Source organism: Streptomyces sp. NPDC006208, from assembly GCF_040613775.1.
Lineage (GTDB): Bacteria > Actinomycetota > Actinomycetes > Streptomycetales > Streptomycetaceae > Streptomyces.
This window is the reverse complement of record NZ_JBEXSW010000070.1, coordinates 1-14,056: the sequence shown is the minus strand read 5'-3', so window position 1 is coordinate 14,056 and position 14,056 is coordinate 1. Positions and strand designations below refer to the sequence as shown.

Genomic DNA, 14,056 nt, shown 5'->3' with positions numbered 1-14,056 from the left:
GCGTTCCGTCCATGAGACTCGGAGTCCTCGACATCGGTTCGAACACAGTTCACCTGCTGGTGGTGGACGCGCACCCCGGCGCCCGCCCGCAGCCTGCCCACTCGCACAAGGCCGATCTGCGCCTCGCCGAACTTCTCGACGAGAGCGGCGCCATCGGTCCGCACGGTGTCGACAGGCTGGTCAGCACCGTCCTCGACGCGTTGCAGGCCGCCGAGGACAAGGGCTGCGAGGAGGTGCTGCCCTTCGCGACCTCCGCGGTGCGCGAGGCCACCAACGCGGATGCGGTGCTCTCCCGGGTGAAGGCGGAGACCGGGGTCGATCTGACCGTGCTCACCGGTGAGGAGGAGGCCCGGCTCACCTTTCTCGCGGCCCGCCGATGGTTCGGCTGGTCGGCCGGAAAACTGCTGGTCATCGACATCGGCGGCGGTTCGCTGGAGATCGCTTACGGCATTGACGAGGAACCCGACGCCGCCGTCTCGCTGCCGCTCGGAGCCGGCCGGCTGACCGCGTCGCTGCTTCCCGGGGATCCGCCCGACCCGCTGGACGTGAAGTCCCTGCGCCGCCATGTGCGCACCGAGATCGCCAGGACGGTCGGTGAATTCAGCCGTTTCGGCAGGCCCGACCACATCGTCGCCACCTCCAAGACCTTCAAGCAGCTGGCCCGGATCGCGGGCGCGGCGCGCTCCGCGGAGGGGCTCTACATCCAGCGCGTACTGAGTCGTGCGTCACTTGTCGACTGGGTGCCCAAGCTCTCCGCCATGACCGCCGACCAGCGGGCGGCCCTGCCGGGCGTGTCCCCGGGCCGCGCCCGGCAGCTGCTGGCAGGAGCCCTTGTCGCCGAGGGCGCGATGGACCTCTTCGGGGCCGAGGAGCTGGAGATCTGCCCCTGGGCGCTGCGCGAAGGCGTCATCCTGCGGTGGCTCGACCATCTGCCGACGTCGTAGTCCCGGCCCTTAGGCTGTCTCCCGTGGCAGAACCAGTGGTGCGCATCCCGGATGCGAAGGTTGTCCTGTCGACGGCTTCTGTCTATCCGGAGTCGACGGCGACAGCCTTCGAGATCGCCGCGCGCCTCGGTTACGACGGCGTCGAGGTCATGGTGTGGACCGACCCCGTGAGTCAGGACATCGAGGCGCTGCGCCGGCTCTCCGACTATCACCAGGTGCCGATTCACGCCGTCCACGCGCCGTGTCTGCTGATCACCCAGCGGGTCTGGTCCACGGACCCCTGGGTGAAGCTGCAGCGGGCACAGGTGGCGGCACAGAAGCTGGGGGCGTCGACCGTCGTCGTGCATCCCCCGTTCCGCTGGCAGCGCCAGTACGCTCGCGACTTCGTCAGCGGCATCTGGCGCATGGCGAACGAGACGGACGTCCGGTTCGCCGTGGAGAACATGTATCCATGGCGGTACCGGGACCGCGAGATGCTCGCGTACGCACCCGACTGGGACGTCACCAAAGAGGACTACCGGCACTTCACGATCGACCTGTCGCACACGGCCACGTCCCGTACGGACACCCTGGCCATGGTCGACCGGATGGGCGACCGGCTCGGGCACGTCCATCTCGCGGACGGCAAGGGCTCCGCGAAGGACGAGCACCTCGTGCCCGGCCGGGGCGACCAGCCGTGCGCCGAGCTGCTGGAGAGGCTGGCCCGTACCGGGTTCGACGGGCATGTCGTCATCGAGGTCAACACCCGGCGGGCCATGTCCGCCGCCGAACGCGAGGCCGACCTCGCCGAGGCGCTGGCCTTCACCCGGCTTCACCTGGCGTCGGCGAGTTCGTCGCACGTTCCCGGCTCATGACTGCACTCGGGGTACCGAAGGGTGGCGGGTCCCGGTGAACGACACGGCTCCGCGCCGGCGCGGCCGGCCCGCTCGTACCCAGGCGGCAGGGCCCGGCGCGCAGGAGCGGATCCTCGACGCGGCCCGCACCGAGTTCGCCGAGCGCGGCTACGACAAGACGACCATGCGTGGTATCGCCAAGGCCGCCGGGGTCGACGCGGCTCTCGTCCACCACTACTTCGGTACGAAGGACGACGTCTTCGCGGCCGCCATCGAGGTCTCCTTCGAGCCGACGCTGGTCGTCCCGCAGATCCTGGGTCAGGGCAAGGAAGGCATCGGCGAGCGGCTGGCCCGCTTCTTCATCGGTGTCTGGGAGAACCCGGAGACCAGGGCGCCGCTGCTCGCCATCATCCGCTCGGCCCTCACCCACGAGGCGGCGGCGAAGGTGCTGCGCGGCTTTGTGCTGCGGCGGCTGCTGGAGCGGGTTGCGGCGGAGCTGGACGTACCGGATCCGCGGTTCAGGGCGGAGCTGGCCGCGTCGCACATGGTGGGGATCGCGATCCTGCGCTATCTGATCGAGGTGGAGCCGCTGGCGTCGGCGGATCCCGAGGAGATCGTGGCGATGGTGGCCCCGACGCTCCAGCGGTATCTGACCGAACCCTGATCAAGCCCGAACCCTGATCAAGTCCGTGCCGGATCCCCGTGCCGGACCCGCGGTCCGGTCCGGGACGAAGGGCGCCGGTCGGGCCAGGGTCTCGACCGGACCGCGCGCAACACTGACCGAAAGCTGAGCGGCCCGTCCCGCAATTCGGACACGTTGTCCAGATCTTGGAGCCGCGGCGTACGCTCGACTCAGACCCATCTGTCTAAGGAGACGAGCGACGATGCCCGAGCTGAGGTCCCGCACTGTCACCCACGGCCGCAACATGGCGGGCGCCCGCGCCCTTATGCGGGCTTCGGGCGTAGCCAGCGCGGACATCGGCAAGCCGATCGTCGCGGTCGCCAACTCCTTCACCGAGTTCGTGCCGGGCCACACCCACCTGGCGCCGGTCGGCCGGATCGTCTCCGAGGCGATCCACGCGGCGGGCGCGGTGCCGCGCGAGTTCAACACCATCGCGGTCGACGACGGCATCGCGATGGGCCACGGCGGCATGCTGTACTCGCTGCCTTCGCGCGACCTGATCGCCGACTCGGTCGAGTACATGGTCGAGGCGCACTGCGCGGACGCGCTGATCTGCATCTCCAACTGCGACAAGATCACCCCTGGCATGCTGATGGCCGCGATGCGCCTGAACATTCCGACGGTCTTCGTCTCAGGCGGCCCCATGGAGGCGGGCAAGGCCACCCTGGTCGACGGCACCGTCCGCAAGCTGGACCTGATCAACGCCATCGCCGACGCGGTCAACGAGAACGTGTCGGACGAGGACATTCTCCGCATCGAGGAGAACGCCTGCCCGACCTGCGGCTCCTGTTCCGGCATGTTCACCGCCAACTCGATGAACTGCCTGACCGAGGCGATCGGCCTGTCCCTGCCGGGCAACGGCTCGGTGCTGGCCACCCACACCGCCCGCCGCGCCCTCTACGAGAACGCCGCCCGCACGGTCGTGGACATCACCAAGCGCTACTACGAGGGCGACGACGAGTCCGTCCTGCCGCGCTCCATCGCGACCCGCGCCGCGTTCGACAACGCGATGGCCCTCGACATCGCCATGGGCGGCTCCACCAACACGATCCTGCACCTGCTCGCCGCCGCCCAGGAGGCCGAGCTGGACTACGACCTCAAGGACATCGACGAGGTCTCGCGCCGCGTCCCGTGCCTGGCCAAGGTCGCCCCGAACGTCGCTCCCGGCGGCACGTACTACATGGAGGACGTGCACCGCGCCGGCGGCATCCCCGCCATCCTCGGCGAGCTCTACCGGGCGGGCCTGCTCAACGAGGACGTCCACACCGTCCACTCGCCCGGCATCAAGGAATGGCTCGGCACGTGGGACGTGCGCGGCGGCTCCCCGTCCGAGGAGGCCGTGGAGCTGTGGCACGCGGCACCCGGCTGCAAGCGGTCGGCCGAGGCGTTCTCGCAGTCCGAGCGCTGGGAGACCCTCGACCTGGACGCGGCCGGCGGCTGCATCCGCGACTTCGAGCACGCGTACTCCAAGGACGGCGGGCTCGCCGTGCTGAGGGGCAACCTGGCAGAGGACGGCTGCGTCGTGAAGACCGCGGGCGTCGACGAGTCGATCTGGACCTTCGAAGGCCCCGCCGTCGTCTGCGAGTCGCAGGACGAGGCCGTCGACAAGATCCTCCGCAAGGAGATCAAGGAGGGCGACGTCGTCGTCATCCGGTACGAAGGCCCGCGCGGCGGCCCCGGTATGCAGGAGATGCTCTACCCGACGTCCTTCCTCAAGGGCCGCGGCCTCGGCAAGGCCTGCGCCCTGGTGACGGACGGCCGTTTCTCCGGCGGTACGTCGGGCCTGTCGATCGGCCACGCCTCCCCGGAGGCCGCGTCCGGCGGCACGATCGCGCTCGTCGAGGACGGCGACCGGATCCGCATCGACATCCCCGGCCGCTCGATCGAGCTGCTCGTCGACGACGCCACGCTGGCGGCCCGCCGCGACGCCCTGGGCGGCGTGTACGCGCCGAAGAATCGCGAACGCAAGGTCTCGGCCGCGCTGCGCGCGTACGCGGCGATGGCCACCAGCGCCGACAAGGGAGCCGTCCGGGACGTCTCCAGGCTCGGCTGACGCCCTGATCCAGGCCGGGCCGACGCCCCGCCCCTGAGCGACGACGATGCCCGCCGGCCCCGAAGGGCGGCGGGCATCGTCGGCCCGGCAGCTCTCAGTGGCTCACCAGCGGGCCGGGGCAGCAGCGCGGACCGCGAAGACGGAGCCGTCCGGAGCGGTGGCGTAGACCCACGCGGCGGTGACCACCGGTGCGGCCAGCGTGGAGGCGAAGGTGTGCCGCCCGTCGTCCATCCGGGGCTCGGTCTGCCCCACCAGACTGCCGCCCCTCGCGTCCACGGCGAGCAGCCGTCCGTCCCCGGCCGACACGAACACGCTGCCGCCGCCCGCGGTCGGAGGCGACAGATAGGTGACCCCGGTCTCCAGCCGCCAGAGCTGGGCATTCTTGGTCCGCGTGGTGTCCAGGGCGAGGAGCGAGCCCCCGAACCCGCTGATGTGGACGATGTCCCCTGCCACCGTCGCCTGCGCCTGGTCGACCGGCGCGGACAGCGGGATGCGGCGTACAGCCGGCTCCCTGCCGCCCGTCTCGAGCCGTACGACGGCATTGGTGAAGCCGTTCTTGTCGGAGACGAGCAGTGTCAGCGTTCCGTCCGTGAGCCCCACCGGGGTCAGCACGCCGGGCAGCCGCTTCTGCCACTGCTCGCCGCCGCCCACCGGGTCCACCGCCCGCACCAGCGTGGAGGTGCCGTCCCGCGACAGCGTGACGGCCACGACCGGACCCTTCGCATCGCCGGGAGCCGAGAACCACTGGGCGCCAGGGCCGCCGGGCCGACGGCTCCAGCGCTCCTTGCCCGTGCCCGCGTCGACGGCGCGCACCAGCCCGCTGTCCTTCACCAGCAGGATGACGTCGCCCGCGTGCCGGACCGTCGCGTACGCGGAGACGTCGAGGTCCCAGAGAACCTTGCCGGACTCCGTGTCGAGCGCCTCCAGCCGACCGCCGCCGGAGGTGACGTACAGGAGACCGTCGTCGTAGACGGGCGGTGTGCCCTGGGCGGGCCGTGCCGCGGGTTCGGCGGGCTCGGACCAGAGCGTCCGGCCGTCGGCCGGATGCAGGCGGACCGCCTTGATTCCCGGTGCGGTGCAGAACAGCGCGGGTCCGCCCGCGGTGCAGAACGGTGTCCGGTTCTCGTGGTCGGAGCCCCGCAGGGCAACGCTCCACGGCCGGACCTTCTGCACCGTGAGCCGGCCGGCCGGCCCGTTGCCGGGCGGGTGGTCGCCGGGATCGGCGCGCAGGACGACGATCCCGGCAGTGACCAGCACGGCCAGGACAGCGCCGGCAGCCGCCCACCGGAGCCGCCTGCGTCGCGGCTTCCCGGATTCCGCCGGCTTCGCCTGCTCACGCACCTCGGGCGGCTCCGATCGGCCCGGTGCCGGGTCGGCGGGCTCCGCCCCGGCCACGCTTTCGCGCGGATCCGGCATCCGAGGCACGGGTATGTAGGCCTGGGTGTCGTACGACGTCGAGGGCGAGGACGCCCGCAGGGCCACCATCACCTCGTCGGGCGTCGGCCGGTCCGCCGGGTCCTTCGCCAGACAGCGCCGCAGCAGCGGTTCGAGATCGGCGGGGACGCCCGCGAGATCGGGCTCGTTGTGGACGACCTGGTAGGCCACGATGTACGGGCTGTCAGAGCCGAACGGGCCGCGCCCGGTCGCCGCATGCACCAGCACCGCGCCCAACGCGAACACGTCGGCCGCGGGCCCGACTTCGCGCGGTCGCTGGAACTGCTCGGGCGCCATGAACGGCGGCGTACCGATCAGCTTGCCCGTCTCCGTGCGCAGATCGCTGTCGGAGGGGCGGGAGATGCCGAAGTCGATGACCTTGGGGCCGTCGGGCGCCAACAGCACATTGCTGGGTTTGAGATCGCGGTGCACCACACCGGCGCGATGGATGTCGCGCAGCGCCTCGGCCAGCCCCGCACCCGCCCGCCGCAACTCCTGCGTACCCAGCGGTCCGTTCCGCTTCACCCGCTCGGCGAGGGTCGGACCGTCGATGAACAGCGTGGCCATCCAGGGTCGTTCGGCTTCGGGGTCGGCGTCGACGACCGGCGCCGTGAACGCGCCGCTGACACGGCGGGCCGCCGCGACCTCCTGCCGGAAACGTGCCCGGAACTCCGCGTCCGAGGCATGCTCGGCATGAATGACCTTGACTGCGAGCCGCAACCCGGAGGCGGAGGTGGCCAGATGGACGATGCCCATGCCCCCGGTGCCCAGTACCGCCTCGAGGCGGTACTCCCCGGCATATTCCGGGTGCTCCGCTTCCGGGAATGGCCCGGTGCTGCGCAGCGGCGGCATCTCCCCACCCCCGTCTGATGGTGCGCACGCGCGACGCTCGGAGCCTAGTCGATGATGCGTGCGGTTCAGCCATGGCTTGCTAGCCTGCGCGGCGAACGCCACACACTCATCACAACGGGGGAGAGTCCGATGGCTGTTGACGAGATACAGAATGCTGCCGACGGTGCCGAGGCCCATGCCGCGGGCACGGCCGAGTCGCTGGGATCCAAGCGCTACCCGGTCGCGCCGGGCGTCCGGCTGAACGTGCGCAGTGGCCCGGGCACCAACTACCAGCTGATCAGGGTGCTGCCGATCGGCGCCAGCGTGCCGATCAACTGCCAGAAGCCGGGCGAGTCGGTCACCGGGCCGTACGGCACCACCAACATCTGGGACTGCATCGGCAACGGCCAGTTCGTCTCGGACGCCTTCGTCCAGACCGGCAGTGACGGCTATGTCACGATCCGCTGCTCCTGAGCAAAAGGTGCCGCCCCGGGGATAATCGACCCCGTGAGCGAGCACAGCAGTCCTGACAACCGGCACGGCGGCGGCCCGGAGCCCGAGCCCATCCGTTTCTTCGGCACGACCTGGGTCGGCCACGACGGGGGCTACGGCCTGCGCCGGGCCGGCGTCGCCGTCGGCTCACTGGCCGCGGCGTTCGGCGGCGCCTTCGTGCTGCGCTTCGCGTACGAGGGGCTCGCGGTCGCCAAGGTCGGCAGCTTCGTGAACGTGCTCGTCGTCGTCATGTTCGCGGTCTGCAGCGCCATCGCCTTCCGCAAGACCTGGGAGAGCTTCACCCGCCGCCCCTCGGGCTCCGCCGCCGAGGACTCGCTGCGTGGCCTCAAGGCGATCGGCTTCATCGGTTCCCTGATCGCGTACTTCCTGCGCTCGCTCTCCGAGGCGCCCGGCGAGAAGCTGCGCCGCGAGGAGTACGAGACGGCTCTCGCCCAGTACGCGAAGCGCCGGGGCACCCGCTCGGGCAATCCGGCGGCCCGCCGGCCGAAGAACGGAAAGTCCGGGCGCAATTAGCCCGCTCCCGGTGAAGATGGGGCGATGACGGAGCCCGACACCACCTCCGGCGAGGCCCATGCGCTGCGTGCGCTCTCCTTCGACACGGCCGCGGCCCAGTACGACGCGGCCCGCCCCGGCTATCCGCCCGCCCTCTTCGACGCGATCGAGGAGATCACGGGCCACCCGCTCAAGGGCTGCCGTGCGGTGGACGTCGGCGCGGGCACCGGAATCGCCACCCGGCTGCTGCGCGACCGCGGCGCCGATGTCACCGCCGTGGAGCCCGGCCCCGGTATGGCGTCCCAGCTGCGCCGCTCGCTGCCCGGCGTCGCGCTGGTCCTGGGCAGCGGTGACGCCCTGCCTCTCGCCGATGCGAGCGCCGATCTGATCACCTATGCCCAGGCCTTTCACTGGACCGACCCGGAGCGTTCGGTGCCGGAGGCCTTGCGGGTGCTGCGCCCCGGCGGCGCACTGGCGCTGTGGTGGAACGTCGCGGACCCGGACGTCCCTTGGATCGCCGCCCAGGACGAGCGGCTGCGCCGCCGCCTGAGCGGTGGGGCGCACGGCAGCCCCGGGCGCGCCAGGGAACTGCCGGGCGGCATGGAGCATGTGGATCGCCGGGTGCACTGGACCCGGCGGGTCGATGTCGAAACCCATCTCGCCAACCTCGGCAGCCACTCCGCCTTCCTGGTGCTGGGCGAGCAGGCAGCAGCCGCCTTCCGGGAGCAGGAGCGCGCCGAACTGCTCAAAGTCTTCCCGGACGGAGTCGTCGAGGAGGCGTACGCCGTGGACCTCACTGTCACACTCCGGGCCCCCGATCCGTCCAAGGTGCAGGAGTCGTCGTCCACGGTCTAGGGGCCCCGGGACGACCACGGAGACACGCGCGCAGGGAGAGGGGTTCGAGCATGGCCGAGCCGGCCGTATTCGAGAAGCAGCGCAGCCGGCTGTGGGGCATCGCCTACCGCATCACCGGTTCCGTCGCGGACGCGGAGGACGCGGTGCAGGAGACCTGGCTGCGCTGGCAGTCGCTGCCCGACGGCGAGGCGGACGACGCCCGCGCGTATCTGACGACCGTCGTGAGCCGTATCTGCTACGACCAGTTGGGCTCCGCCAGGGCGCGGCGAGAGTCGTACATCGGTACCTGGCTGCCCGAGCCTGTGGTCACGGACGCGGCGGGCGGCGGCGCGGTGCAAGGGCCGTACGACCCCGAGGACGGGGTGACGCTGGACGAGTCCGTGGGCGTTGCCCTGCTCACCGTGCTGGAACGGCTCACACCGGCCGAGCGCACCGCCTTCATCCTCCACGACGTCTTCGCCGTGCCGTTCCCCGAGATCGCCGACGTGGTGGGGCGCACTCCCGACTCCGTACGGCAGCTGGCCTCGCATGCCCGCCGTCGCGTCCGGGCAGAGACCCCACGCCGTTCGGTCGACCGCGACGAACACCGCCGGACGGTCGAGGCGTTCCTCGCGGCCGTGACGGGCCGGGACTTCGAGGGGCTGCTCGAGCTCCTCGACCCGGAGGTCGTATGGCGCTCGGACGGCGGGGGCAAGGTCACGGCGGCCCGGCTGCCGATCCTCGGCGACGAGAAGGTGGCCAGGTTCACCCTGCGGATCACCCAAGGGTTCGAGCCGGAGACGATGCGTGTGCTCGTACGGGACGTCAACGGCGCCCCCGGCCTGGTCTTCGTCGATCCGGCGAGCGCGCAGGCCGTCGTCTTCGCGTTCACCGTGCACGAGGGACGGATCACGGAGATCGACGCGGTCGTCAATCCGGACAAGCTGCGCCATCTGGACCTGGAGAGTCTGTGAGGCGACAGGCCTGGTGCGACGGGTTCCACCGTCGCACCCGGCCCCCGCACGTCGTCCTTGCGTGAGTGTGGGCCCGCCATGCCGGTCCGATCCGGTTCGTACGCCTGACGACTCCCCGCGCGACCGCACTCTGACGGGCGGTACGGCCGCCCGCGCGAAGGAGCAGACGGTGCGCTCCACCGTCCGTTTCCTCGGCCAGGCCGCGCGCTTTCCCTCAGCGATCCTCATGACCCCGGGCCTGGGCCGACCTGTCTCGGGCCGCGTGCCCGTACGGGCAGGACCCGCGCATCGCCTGGATCCGCGCACCCCGAATCCTTGACGCCCCCGTCGGCCCGGGAGCATTATTCATCGCATGATGAATTCCTCTGGCGTCGCCGTCCTGGCCCGCGGCCTCACCGTCGTACGAGGAGACCGCACAGTCCTGCGCGACCTCGACTTCACCGTCCACCCCGGCCGGATCACCGGCCTCCTCGGCCCCTCGGGCTGCGGCAAATCGACGCTGATGCGCTCGATCGTCGGCACCCAGGCCAAGGTCACCGGCACCCTGGAGGTCCTCGGCCGCCCCGCGGGCGACCCCACACTGCGCAACCGCATCGGCTATGTCACCCAGGCGCCCTCCGTCTACGACGACCTCACCGTCCGCCAGAATCTCGACTACTTCGCCTCCGTCCTCCTGCCCGGCCGCAGCAACCGCGGCATCCGCCACGACCACGTCACCCGCGCCATCGCCGACGTCGACCTCGTCTCCCACACCGACGTACTCGCGGGCCGGCTCTCCGGCGGCCAGCGCAGCCGCGTCTCCCTTGCCGTCGCCCTGCTCGGCACCCCCGAAGTACTCGTCCTCGACGAACCGACCGTCGGCCTCGACCCCGTGCTGCGCCGCGACCTGTGGAACCTCTTCCACCGGCTCGCCGACGAACGCGGCACGACGCTTCTCGTCTCCTCCCACGTCATGGACGAGGCCGAGCGCTGCCACCGGCTGATGCTCATGCGCGACGGCGAGATCCTCGCCGAGGACAGTCCGGACGACCTGCGCACACGCACCCGTTCCGAGACCGTCGAAGCCGCCTTCCTCCACCTGGTCGACGAGGCCAACGCCCTTCAGGAGAACGTCCGATGAGTTCCGCCCGCACCCTCGCCACCGCCGCCCGCGTGCTGCGCCAGCTGCGCCACGACCCGCGCTCCATCGCGCTGATGGTCTTCGTGCCGAGCTTGATGCTCTTCCTGCTGCGCTACGTCTTCGACGGCAGCCCGCAGACCTTCGACTCCATCGGTGCCTCGCTCCTCGGCATCTTCCCGCTCATCACGATGTTCCTGGTGGCCTCCATCGCCACCCTGCGCGAGCGCACCTCCGGCACTCTGGAGCGACTGCTCGCGATGCCTCTCGGCAAAGGCGACCTCATCGCCGGCTACGCCCTGGCCTTCGGGCTCGTCGCCATCGTCCAGTCCCTCCTCGCCACCGGCCTCGCGCTGTGGGCCCTGGGTCTGGACGTCATCGGCTCGACCTGGCTGCTCCTGCTCGTCGCACTCCTCGATGCCCTGCTCGGCACGGCCCTCGGCCTGTTCGTCTCCGCCTTCGCCGCCTCGGAGTTCCAGGCGGTCCAGTTCATGCCGGCCGTGATCTTCCCGCAGCTGCTGCTCTGCGGCCTGTTCATCGCCCGCGAGAACATGCAGCCGGTACTCGAGGCGATCTCGAACGTCCTGCCCATGTCGTACGCCGTCGACGCCATGAACGAGGTCCTCCACCACGCCGACGCGACCGCCGACTTCTTCCGCGACATCATGGTCGTCGCGGGCTGTGCCGTCCTCGTCCTCGCTCTCGGCGCGGCCACCCTGCGCCGCCGCACCGCCTGAACGGAGCTCGGTCCTCGCCCCCGCTCCTTCACACCGACCGTGTCACCGATCGTCAACTGGTCGTAGAGCCAGGCCGCAGCAGGCGCCTGCACCCGGATCCGCACGACCCATCTGCGTCTCGGCCGTACCGCCCCTCGGACGCCTCCGGCACGACCCCGCCCCCGGTGCGAGGATGTGAACGCACGCATCCCCACCGGCGAGGTGAACAGAGCCATGACCCAGACAGTCGCAGTCCTCGGTACGGGCAAGATCGGTGAAGCCCTGCTCAGCGGCATGATCCGCGCCGGGTGGCGCCCCGCCGACCTGCTGGTCACCACTCGCCGGACCGACCGGGCCGAAGAGCTCCGCACGCGCTACGGCGTCGAGCCCGTCTCCAACGCCGAGGCCGCCAAGCGCGCCGACACCCTGATCCTGGCGGTGAAGCCCCAGGACATGGGCAAGCTCCTCGACGAGCTCGCCCCGCACCTCACCTCGGACCGGCTCGTCATCAGTGCCGCGGCCGGTATCACCTCCTCCTTCATCGAGGAGCGCCTCGCCGCCGGCACCCCCGTTGTCCGCGTCATGCCCAACACCCCCGTCCTCGTCGACGAGGGCATGTCCGTCATCTCCGCCGGCAGCCATGCCACCCACGAGCACGTCGAGCACACCGAGGAGATCTTCGGCGGCGTCGGCAAGACCCTCCGGGTTCCCGAGTCCCAGCAGGACGCGGCCACCGCCCTGTCCGGGTCGGGCCCGGCCTACTTCTACTTCCTCGTCGAGGCGATGACGGACGCCGGCATCCTCCTGGGCCTGCCGCGCGCGCAAGCCCATGACCTGATCGTCCAGGCCGCCATCGGCGCCGCCGTCATGCTCCGCGACAGCGGCGAGCACCCCGTGAAACTCCGTGAAGCAGTCACCTCCCCTGCAGGCACCACCATCAGCGCCATCCGCGAACTCGAGAACCACGGCGTACGGGCCGCGCTGATCGCCGCGCTCGAAGCGGCCCGAGACCGCAGCCGCGAGCTGGCCTCCGGCAACGGCTGAGCCCACGAGCCGGAAAGAGCGGGGACGACCCGCCGCCGTGACGCCCCGGCGGCGGGACAGCCCCTCTGTTCATCCGTGCGGCTCAGGCCGGCAGCAGACCGATCGCCCGATAGGCGGCATCGACCGTCGGCCGGGCCATTTCCCTGGCCCGCTCGGCTCCCTTCTTCAGCACCCTGTCGATGTGTCCCGGATCCGCGGCGAGCTCGGCGTGCCGCTCCCTGATCGGCCTCAGCAGCTCCACCACCGCCTCTGCCGTGTCCTTCTTCAGCGCTCCGTACGACTCATATACACCGGCCAGGTCGTTCGGGTTCCCTCCTTCACAGGCCGCCAGAATCTCCAGCAGATTCGCGATGCCGGGCCTCGTCAGCCGGTCGTACTCGACCTCGCGCCCGCTGTCCGTGACCGCGCGCATGATCTTCTTGCGGACCACGTCGGCCTCGTCGAGAAGGTGGACGGTCCCGGGGCCCGACTCGTCCGACTTCCCCATCTTCGAGGTGGGGTCCTGCAGATTCATGACCCGCGCCGCCACCGGCGGATGCGTCGCCCGCGGCACGGTGAACGTGTGCCCGTACCGCTGGTTGAACCGCACGGCCAGATCCCGCGTCAGCTCCACATGCTGTGTCTGATCGTCACCGACGGGCACCTCGTCGGTCCGGTAGGCGAGAATGTCCGCCGCCATCAGCACCGGATACGTCAGCAGTGACAGTCGCACGCTCTGCCCGGACGCGCGCGCCCGCGAGCCCTTCTCCTTGTACTGGATCATGCGCCGCAGCTCGCCGTCCGTGGCCGTGCACTCCAGCAGATAGGACAGACGCGCGTGCTCGTCCACATGACTCTGGACGAAGACGGTGCACCGCTGCGGGTCCAGCCCCGCCGCCAGCATGAGCGTCGCCGACTGCCGGCTGAGTCTGTGCACGCGCGCCGGATCGTGCTCGACGGTCAGCGCATGCAGATCGACGATGCTGAACAGCGCGTCGGACTGATGCTGGTCGACCCCGACCCACCGGCGCAGCGCGCCGAGGTAGTTGCCCAGGGTCAGATGCCCCGTCGGCTTGATCCCACTGAAGATCCGCGTCATCCCGCTCTCCGTCTTCTGGTCGAGCCGCCGCCGCAGCGGCCGGACTCCCGGAGGGGAGAAACGCGAACGGCCGCCGGGGCGGCGGCCGTTGAGTGCATGCGTAGGTGCCGGCCGCCGTCAGGCGGCCCACCACTGAAGGAAGCACGTACGCGTAGTCATGGGACCCAGGCTACCGCCAGGGAGCCCCGGGTTGACATCGGATACCGCCATCCGTAGTGTTCTCCGAGTTGTCCGACGTGAGCACCTGCTACGGCGGGTCCCCGGACAGCCATTCCGCAAGACCCACTTCAAGCGAGCAGCAGGCTCTTTTATGTCTGTCGCGCGTCTTTCCGTGTGTTCTTGCGAAATGAGGAATCCGCGTTCGAAGGAACGCACCTCGATTAGGTCGAGGGCATGGATTCCGCTAAAGTCTCACTCGTCGGAACGGCCCAACAGCCGGAAAGACAACTCCCGCTGACTGGGAATCAGGCCCGAAAGGATCTGATAGAGTCGGACTCGCCGGAAAGGGAAA

The 14,056-nt window shown here is 70.5% G+C and carries 13 protein-coding genes; 11 read left to right on the top strand and 2 right to left on the bottom strand.

Annotation, left to right across the window (positions count from 1 at the left end; translation table 11 throughout):
- Nucleotides 1-11: 11 nt before the first annotated feature.
- The 4 genes from ABZ208_RS36130 to ilvD all read left to right on the top strand — a co-directional run bounded on the left by ABZ208_RS36130 (nucleotide 12) and on the right by ilvD (nucleotide 4,512).
- Nucleotides 12-944 carry a Ppx/GppA phosphatase family protein gene (locus ABZ208_RS36130; RefSeq protein WP_356913685.1) on the top strand — a complete coding sequence of 311 codons (933 nt, stop codon included), beginning with the start codon at nucleotides 12-14 and terminating at the stop codon, nucleotides 942-944.
- A gap of 23 nt (nucleotides 945-967) precedes the next feature.
- The gene (locus ABZ208_RS36125; RefSeq protein ID WP_356913684.1) at nucleotides 968-1,798 is read left to right on the top strand and encodes a sugar phosphate isomerase/epimerase; all 831 of its coding nucleotides are present in this window, start codon (nucleotides 968-970) and stop codon (nucleotides 1,796-1,798) included.
- A gap of 34 nt (nucleotides 1,799-1,832) precedes the next feature.
- Nucleotides 1,833-2,441: a TetR family transcriptional regulator gene (locus ABZ208_RS36120; protein ID WP_356913683.1), complete on the top strand. Its 609-nt coding sequence runs from the start codon at nucleotides 1,833-1,835 to the stop codon at nucleotides 2,439-2,441.
- Between the two features lie 220 nt (nucleotides 2,442-2,661).
- Nucleotides 2,662-4,512, top strand: a complete 1,851-nt coding sequence (gene ilvD, locus ABZ208_RS36115; protein ID WP_356913682.1) for a dihydroxy-acid dehydratase — start codon at nucleotides 2,662-2,664, stop codon at nucleotides 4,510-4,512.
- 102 nt (nucleotides 4,513-4,614) lie between these two features.
- Here the strand turns inward: ilvD and ABZ208_RS36110 are convergent, their stop codons facing one another.
- The gene (locus ABZ208_RS36110) at nucleotides 4,615-6,798 is read right to left on the bottom strand and encodes a PQQ-binding-like beta-propeller repeat protein (protein ID WP_356913681.1); all 2,184 of its coding nucleotides are present in this window, start codon (nucleotides 6,796-6,798) and stop codon (nucleotides 4,615-4,617) included.
- A 129-nt stretch (nucleotides 6,799-6,927) separates the two neighbouring features.
- On the opposite strand from ABZ208_RS36110, the gene ABZ208_RS36105 reads away from it, so the two are divergent.
- From ABZ208_RS36105 to proC, 7 genes are all read left to right on the top strand, one after another.
- Nucleotides 6,928-7,251 (top strand): peptidase, encoded by a 324-nt coding sequence (locus ABZ208_RS36105; RefSeq protein ID WP_356913680.1) that lies wholly within the window; start codon nucleotides 6,928-6,930, stop codon nucleotides 7,249-7,251.
- A gap of 33 nt (nucleotides 7,252-7,284) precedes the next feature.
- Entirely contained in the window at nucleotides 7,285-7,803 is a 519-nt protein-coding gene (locus tag ABZ208_RS36100; protein ID WP_356913679.1) for a hypothetical protein, read from the top strand.
- Nucleotides 7,804-7,827: 24 nt separating this feature from the next.
- Nucleotides 7,828-8,637: a class I SAM-dependent methyltransferase gene (locus tag ABZ208_RS36095; RefSeq protein WP_356913678.1), complete on the top strand. Its 810-nt coding sequence runs from the start codon at nucleotides 7,828-7,830 to the stop codon at nucleotides 8,635-8,637.
- 50 nt (nucleotides 8,638-8,687) lie between these two features.
- Nucleotides 8,688-9,590, top strand: a complete 903-nt coding sequence (gene sigJ / locus ABZ208_RS36090; RefSeq protein ID WP_356913677.1) for an RNA polymerase sigma factor SigJ — start codon at nucleotides 8,688-8,690, stop codon at nucleotides 9,588-9,590.
- A 352-nt stretch (nucleotides 9,591-9,942) separates the two neighbouring features.
- A complete protein-coding gene (locus ABZ208_RS36085) occupies nucleotides 9,943-10,710 on the top strand; it encodes an ABC transporter ATP-binding protein (RefSeq protein WP_356913675.1) in 768 nt (255 codons plus the stop codon).
- On the top strand, nucleotides 10,707-11,444 hold the full coding sequence (locus ABZ208_RS36080) for an ABC transporter permease (protein ID WP_328398010.1): 738 nt from the start codon (nucleotides 10,707-10,709) through the stop codon (nucleotides 11,442-11,444). Before ABZ208_RS36085 ends, ABZ208_RS36080 begins: the two co-directional genes overlap by 4 nt.
- A gap of 213 nt (nucleotides 11,445-11,657) precedes the next feature.
- Nucleotides 11,658-12,467 carry a pyrroline-5-carboxylate reductase gene (gene proC / locus ABZ208_RS36075; RefSeq protein WP_328398008.1) on the top strand — a complete coding sequence of 270 codons (810 nt, stop codon included), beginning with the start codon at nucleotides 11,658-11,660 and terminating at the stop codon, nucleotides 12,465-12,467.
- A gap of 82 nt (nucleotides 12,468-12,549) precedes the next feature.
- Here proC and trpS read toward each other — a convergent pair whose 3' ends face one another.
- Complete coding sequence (trpS, locus tag ABZ208_RS36070; RefSeq protein ID WP_356913674.1) at nucleotides 12,550-13,545, bottom strand: tryptophan--tRNA ligase; 996 nt, start codon at nucleotides 13,543-13,545, stop codon at nucleotides 12,550-12,552.
- Between the last annotated feature and the right edge of the window lie 511 nt (nucleotides 13,546-14,056).

Bases quoted from the DNA above. Each gene is read 5' to 3' on its own strand.
- ABZ208_RS36110 (WP_356913681.1), bottom strand. From the start codon at position 6,798: ATGCCGCCGCTGCGCAGCACCGGGCCATTCCCGGAAGCGGAGCACCCG.
- ABZ208_RS36130 (WP_356913685.1), top strand. From the start codon at position 12: ATGAGACTCGGAGTCCTCGACATCGGTTCGAACACAGTTCACCTGCTG.
- sigJ (WP_356913677.1), top strand. From the start codon at position 8,688: ATGGCCGAGCCGGCCGTATTCGAGAAGCAGCGCAGCCGGCTGTGGGGC.
- proC (WP_328398008.1), top strand. From the start codon at position 11,658: ATGACCCAGACAGTCGCAGTCCTCGGTACGGGCAAGATCGGTGAAGCC.
- ABZ208_RS36085 (WP_356913675.1), top strand. From the start codon at position 9,943: ATGATGAATTCCTCTGGCGTCGCCGTCCTGGCCCGCGGCCTCACCGTC.
- ABZ208_RS36105 (WP_356913680.1), top strand. From the start codon at position 6,928: ATGGCTGTTGACGAGATACAGAATGCTGCCGACGGTGCCGAGGCCCAT.
- ABZ208_RS36080 (WP_328398010.1), top strand. From the start codon at position 10,707: ATGAGTTCCGCCCGCACCCTCGCCACCGCCGCCCGCGTGCTGCGCCAG.
- ABZ208_RS36095 (WP_356913678.1), top strand. From the start codon at position 7,828: ATGACGGAGCCCGACACCACCTCCGGCGAGGCCCATGCGCTGCGTGCG.
- trpS (WP_356913674.1), bottom strand. From the start codon at position 13,545: ATGACGCGGATCTTCAGTGGGATCAAGCCGACGGGGCATCTGACCCTG.
- ilvD (WP_356913682.1), top strand. From the start codon at position 2,662: ATGCCCGAGCTGAGGTCCCGCACTGTCACCCACGGCCGCAACATGGCG.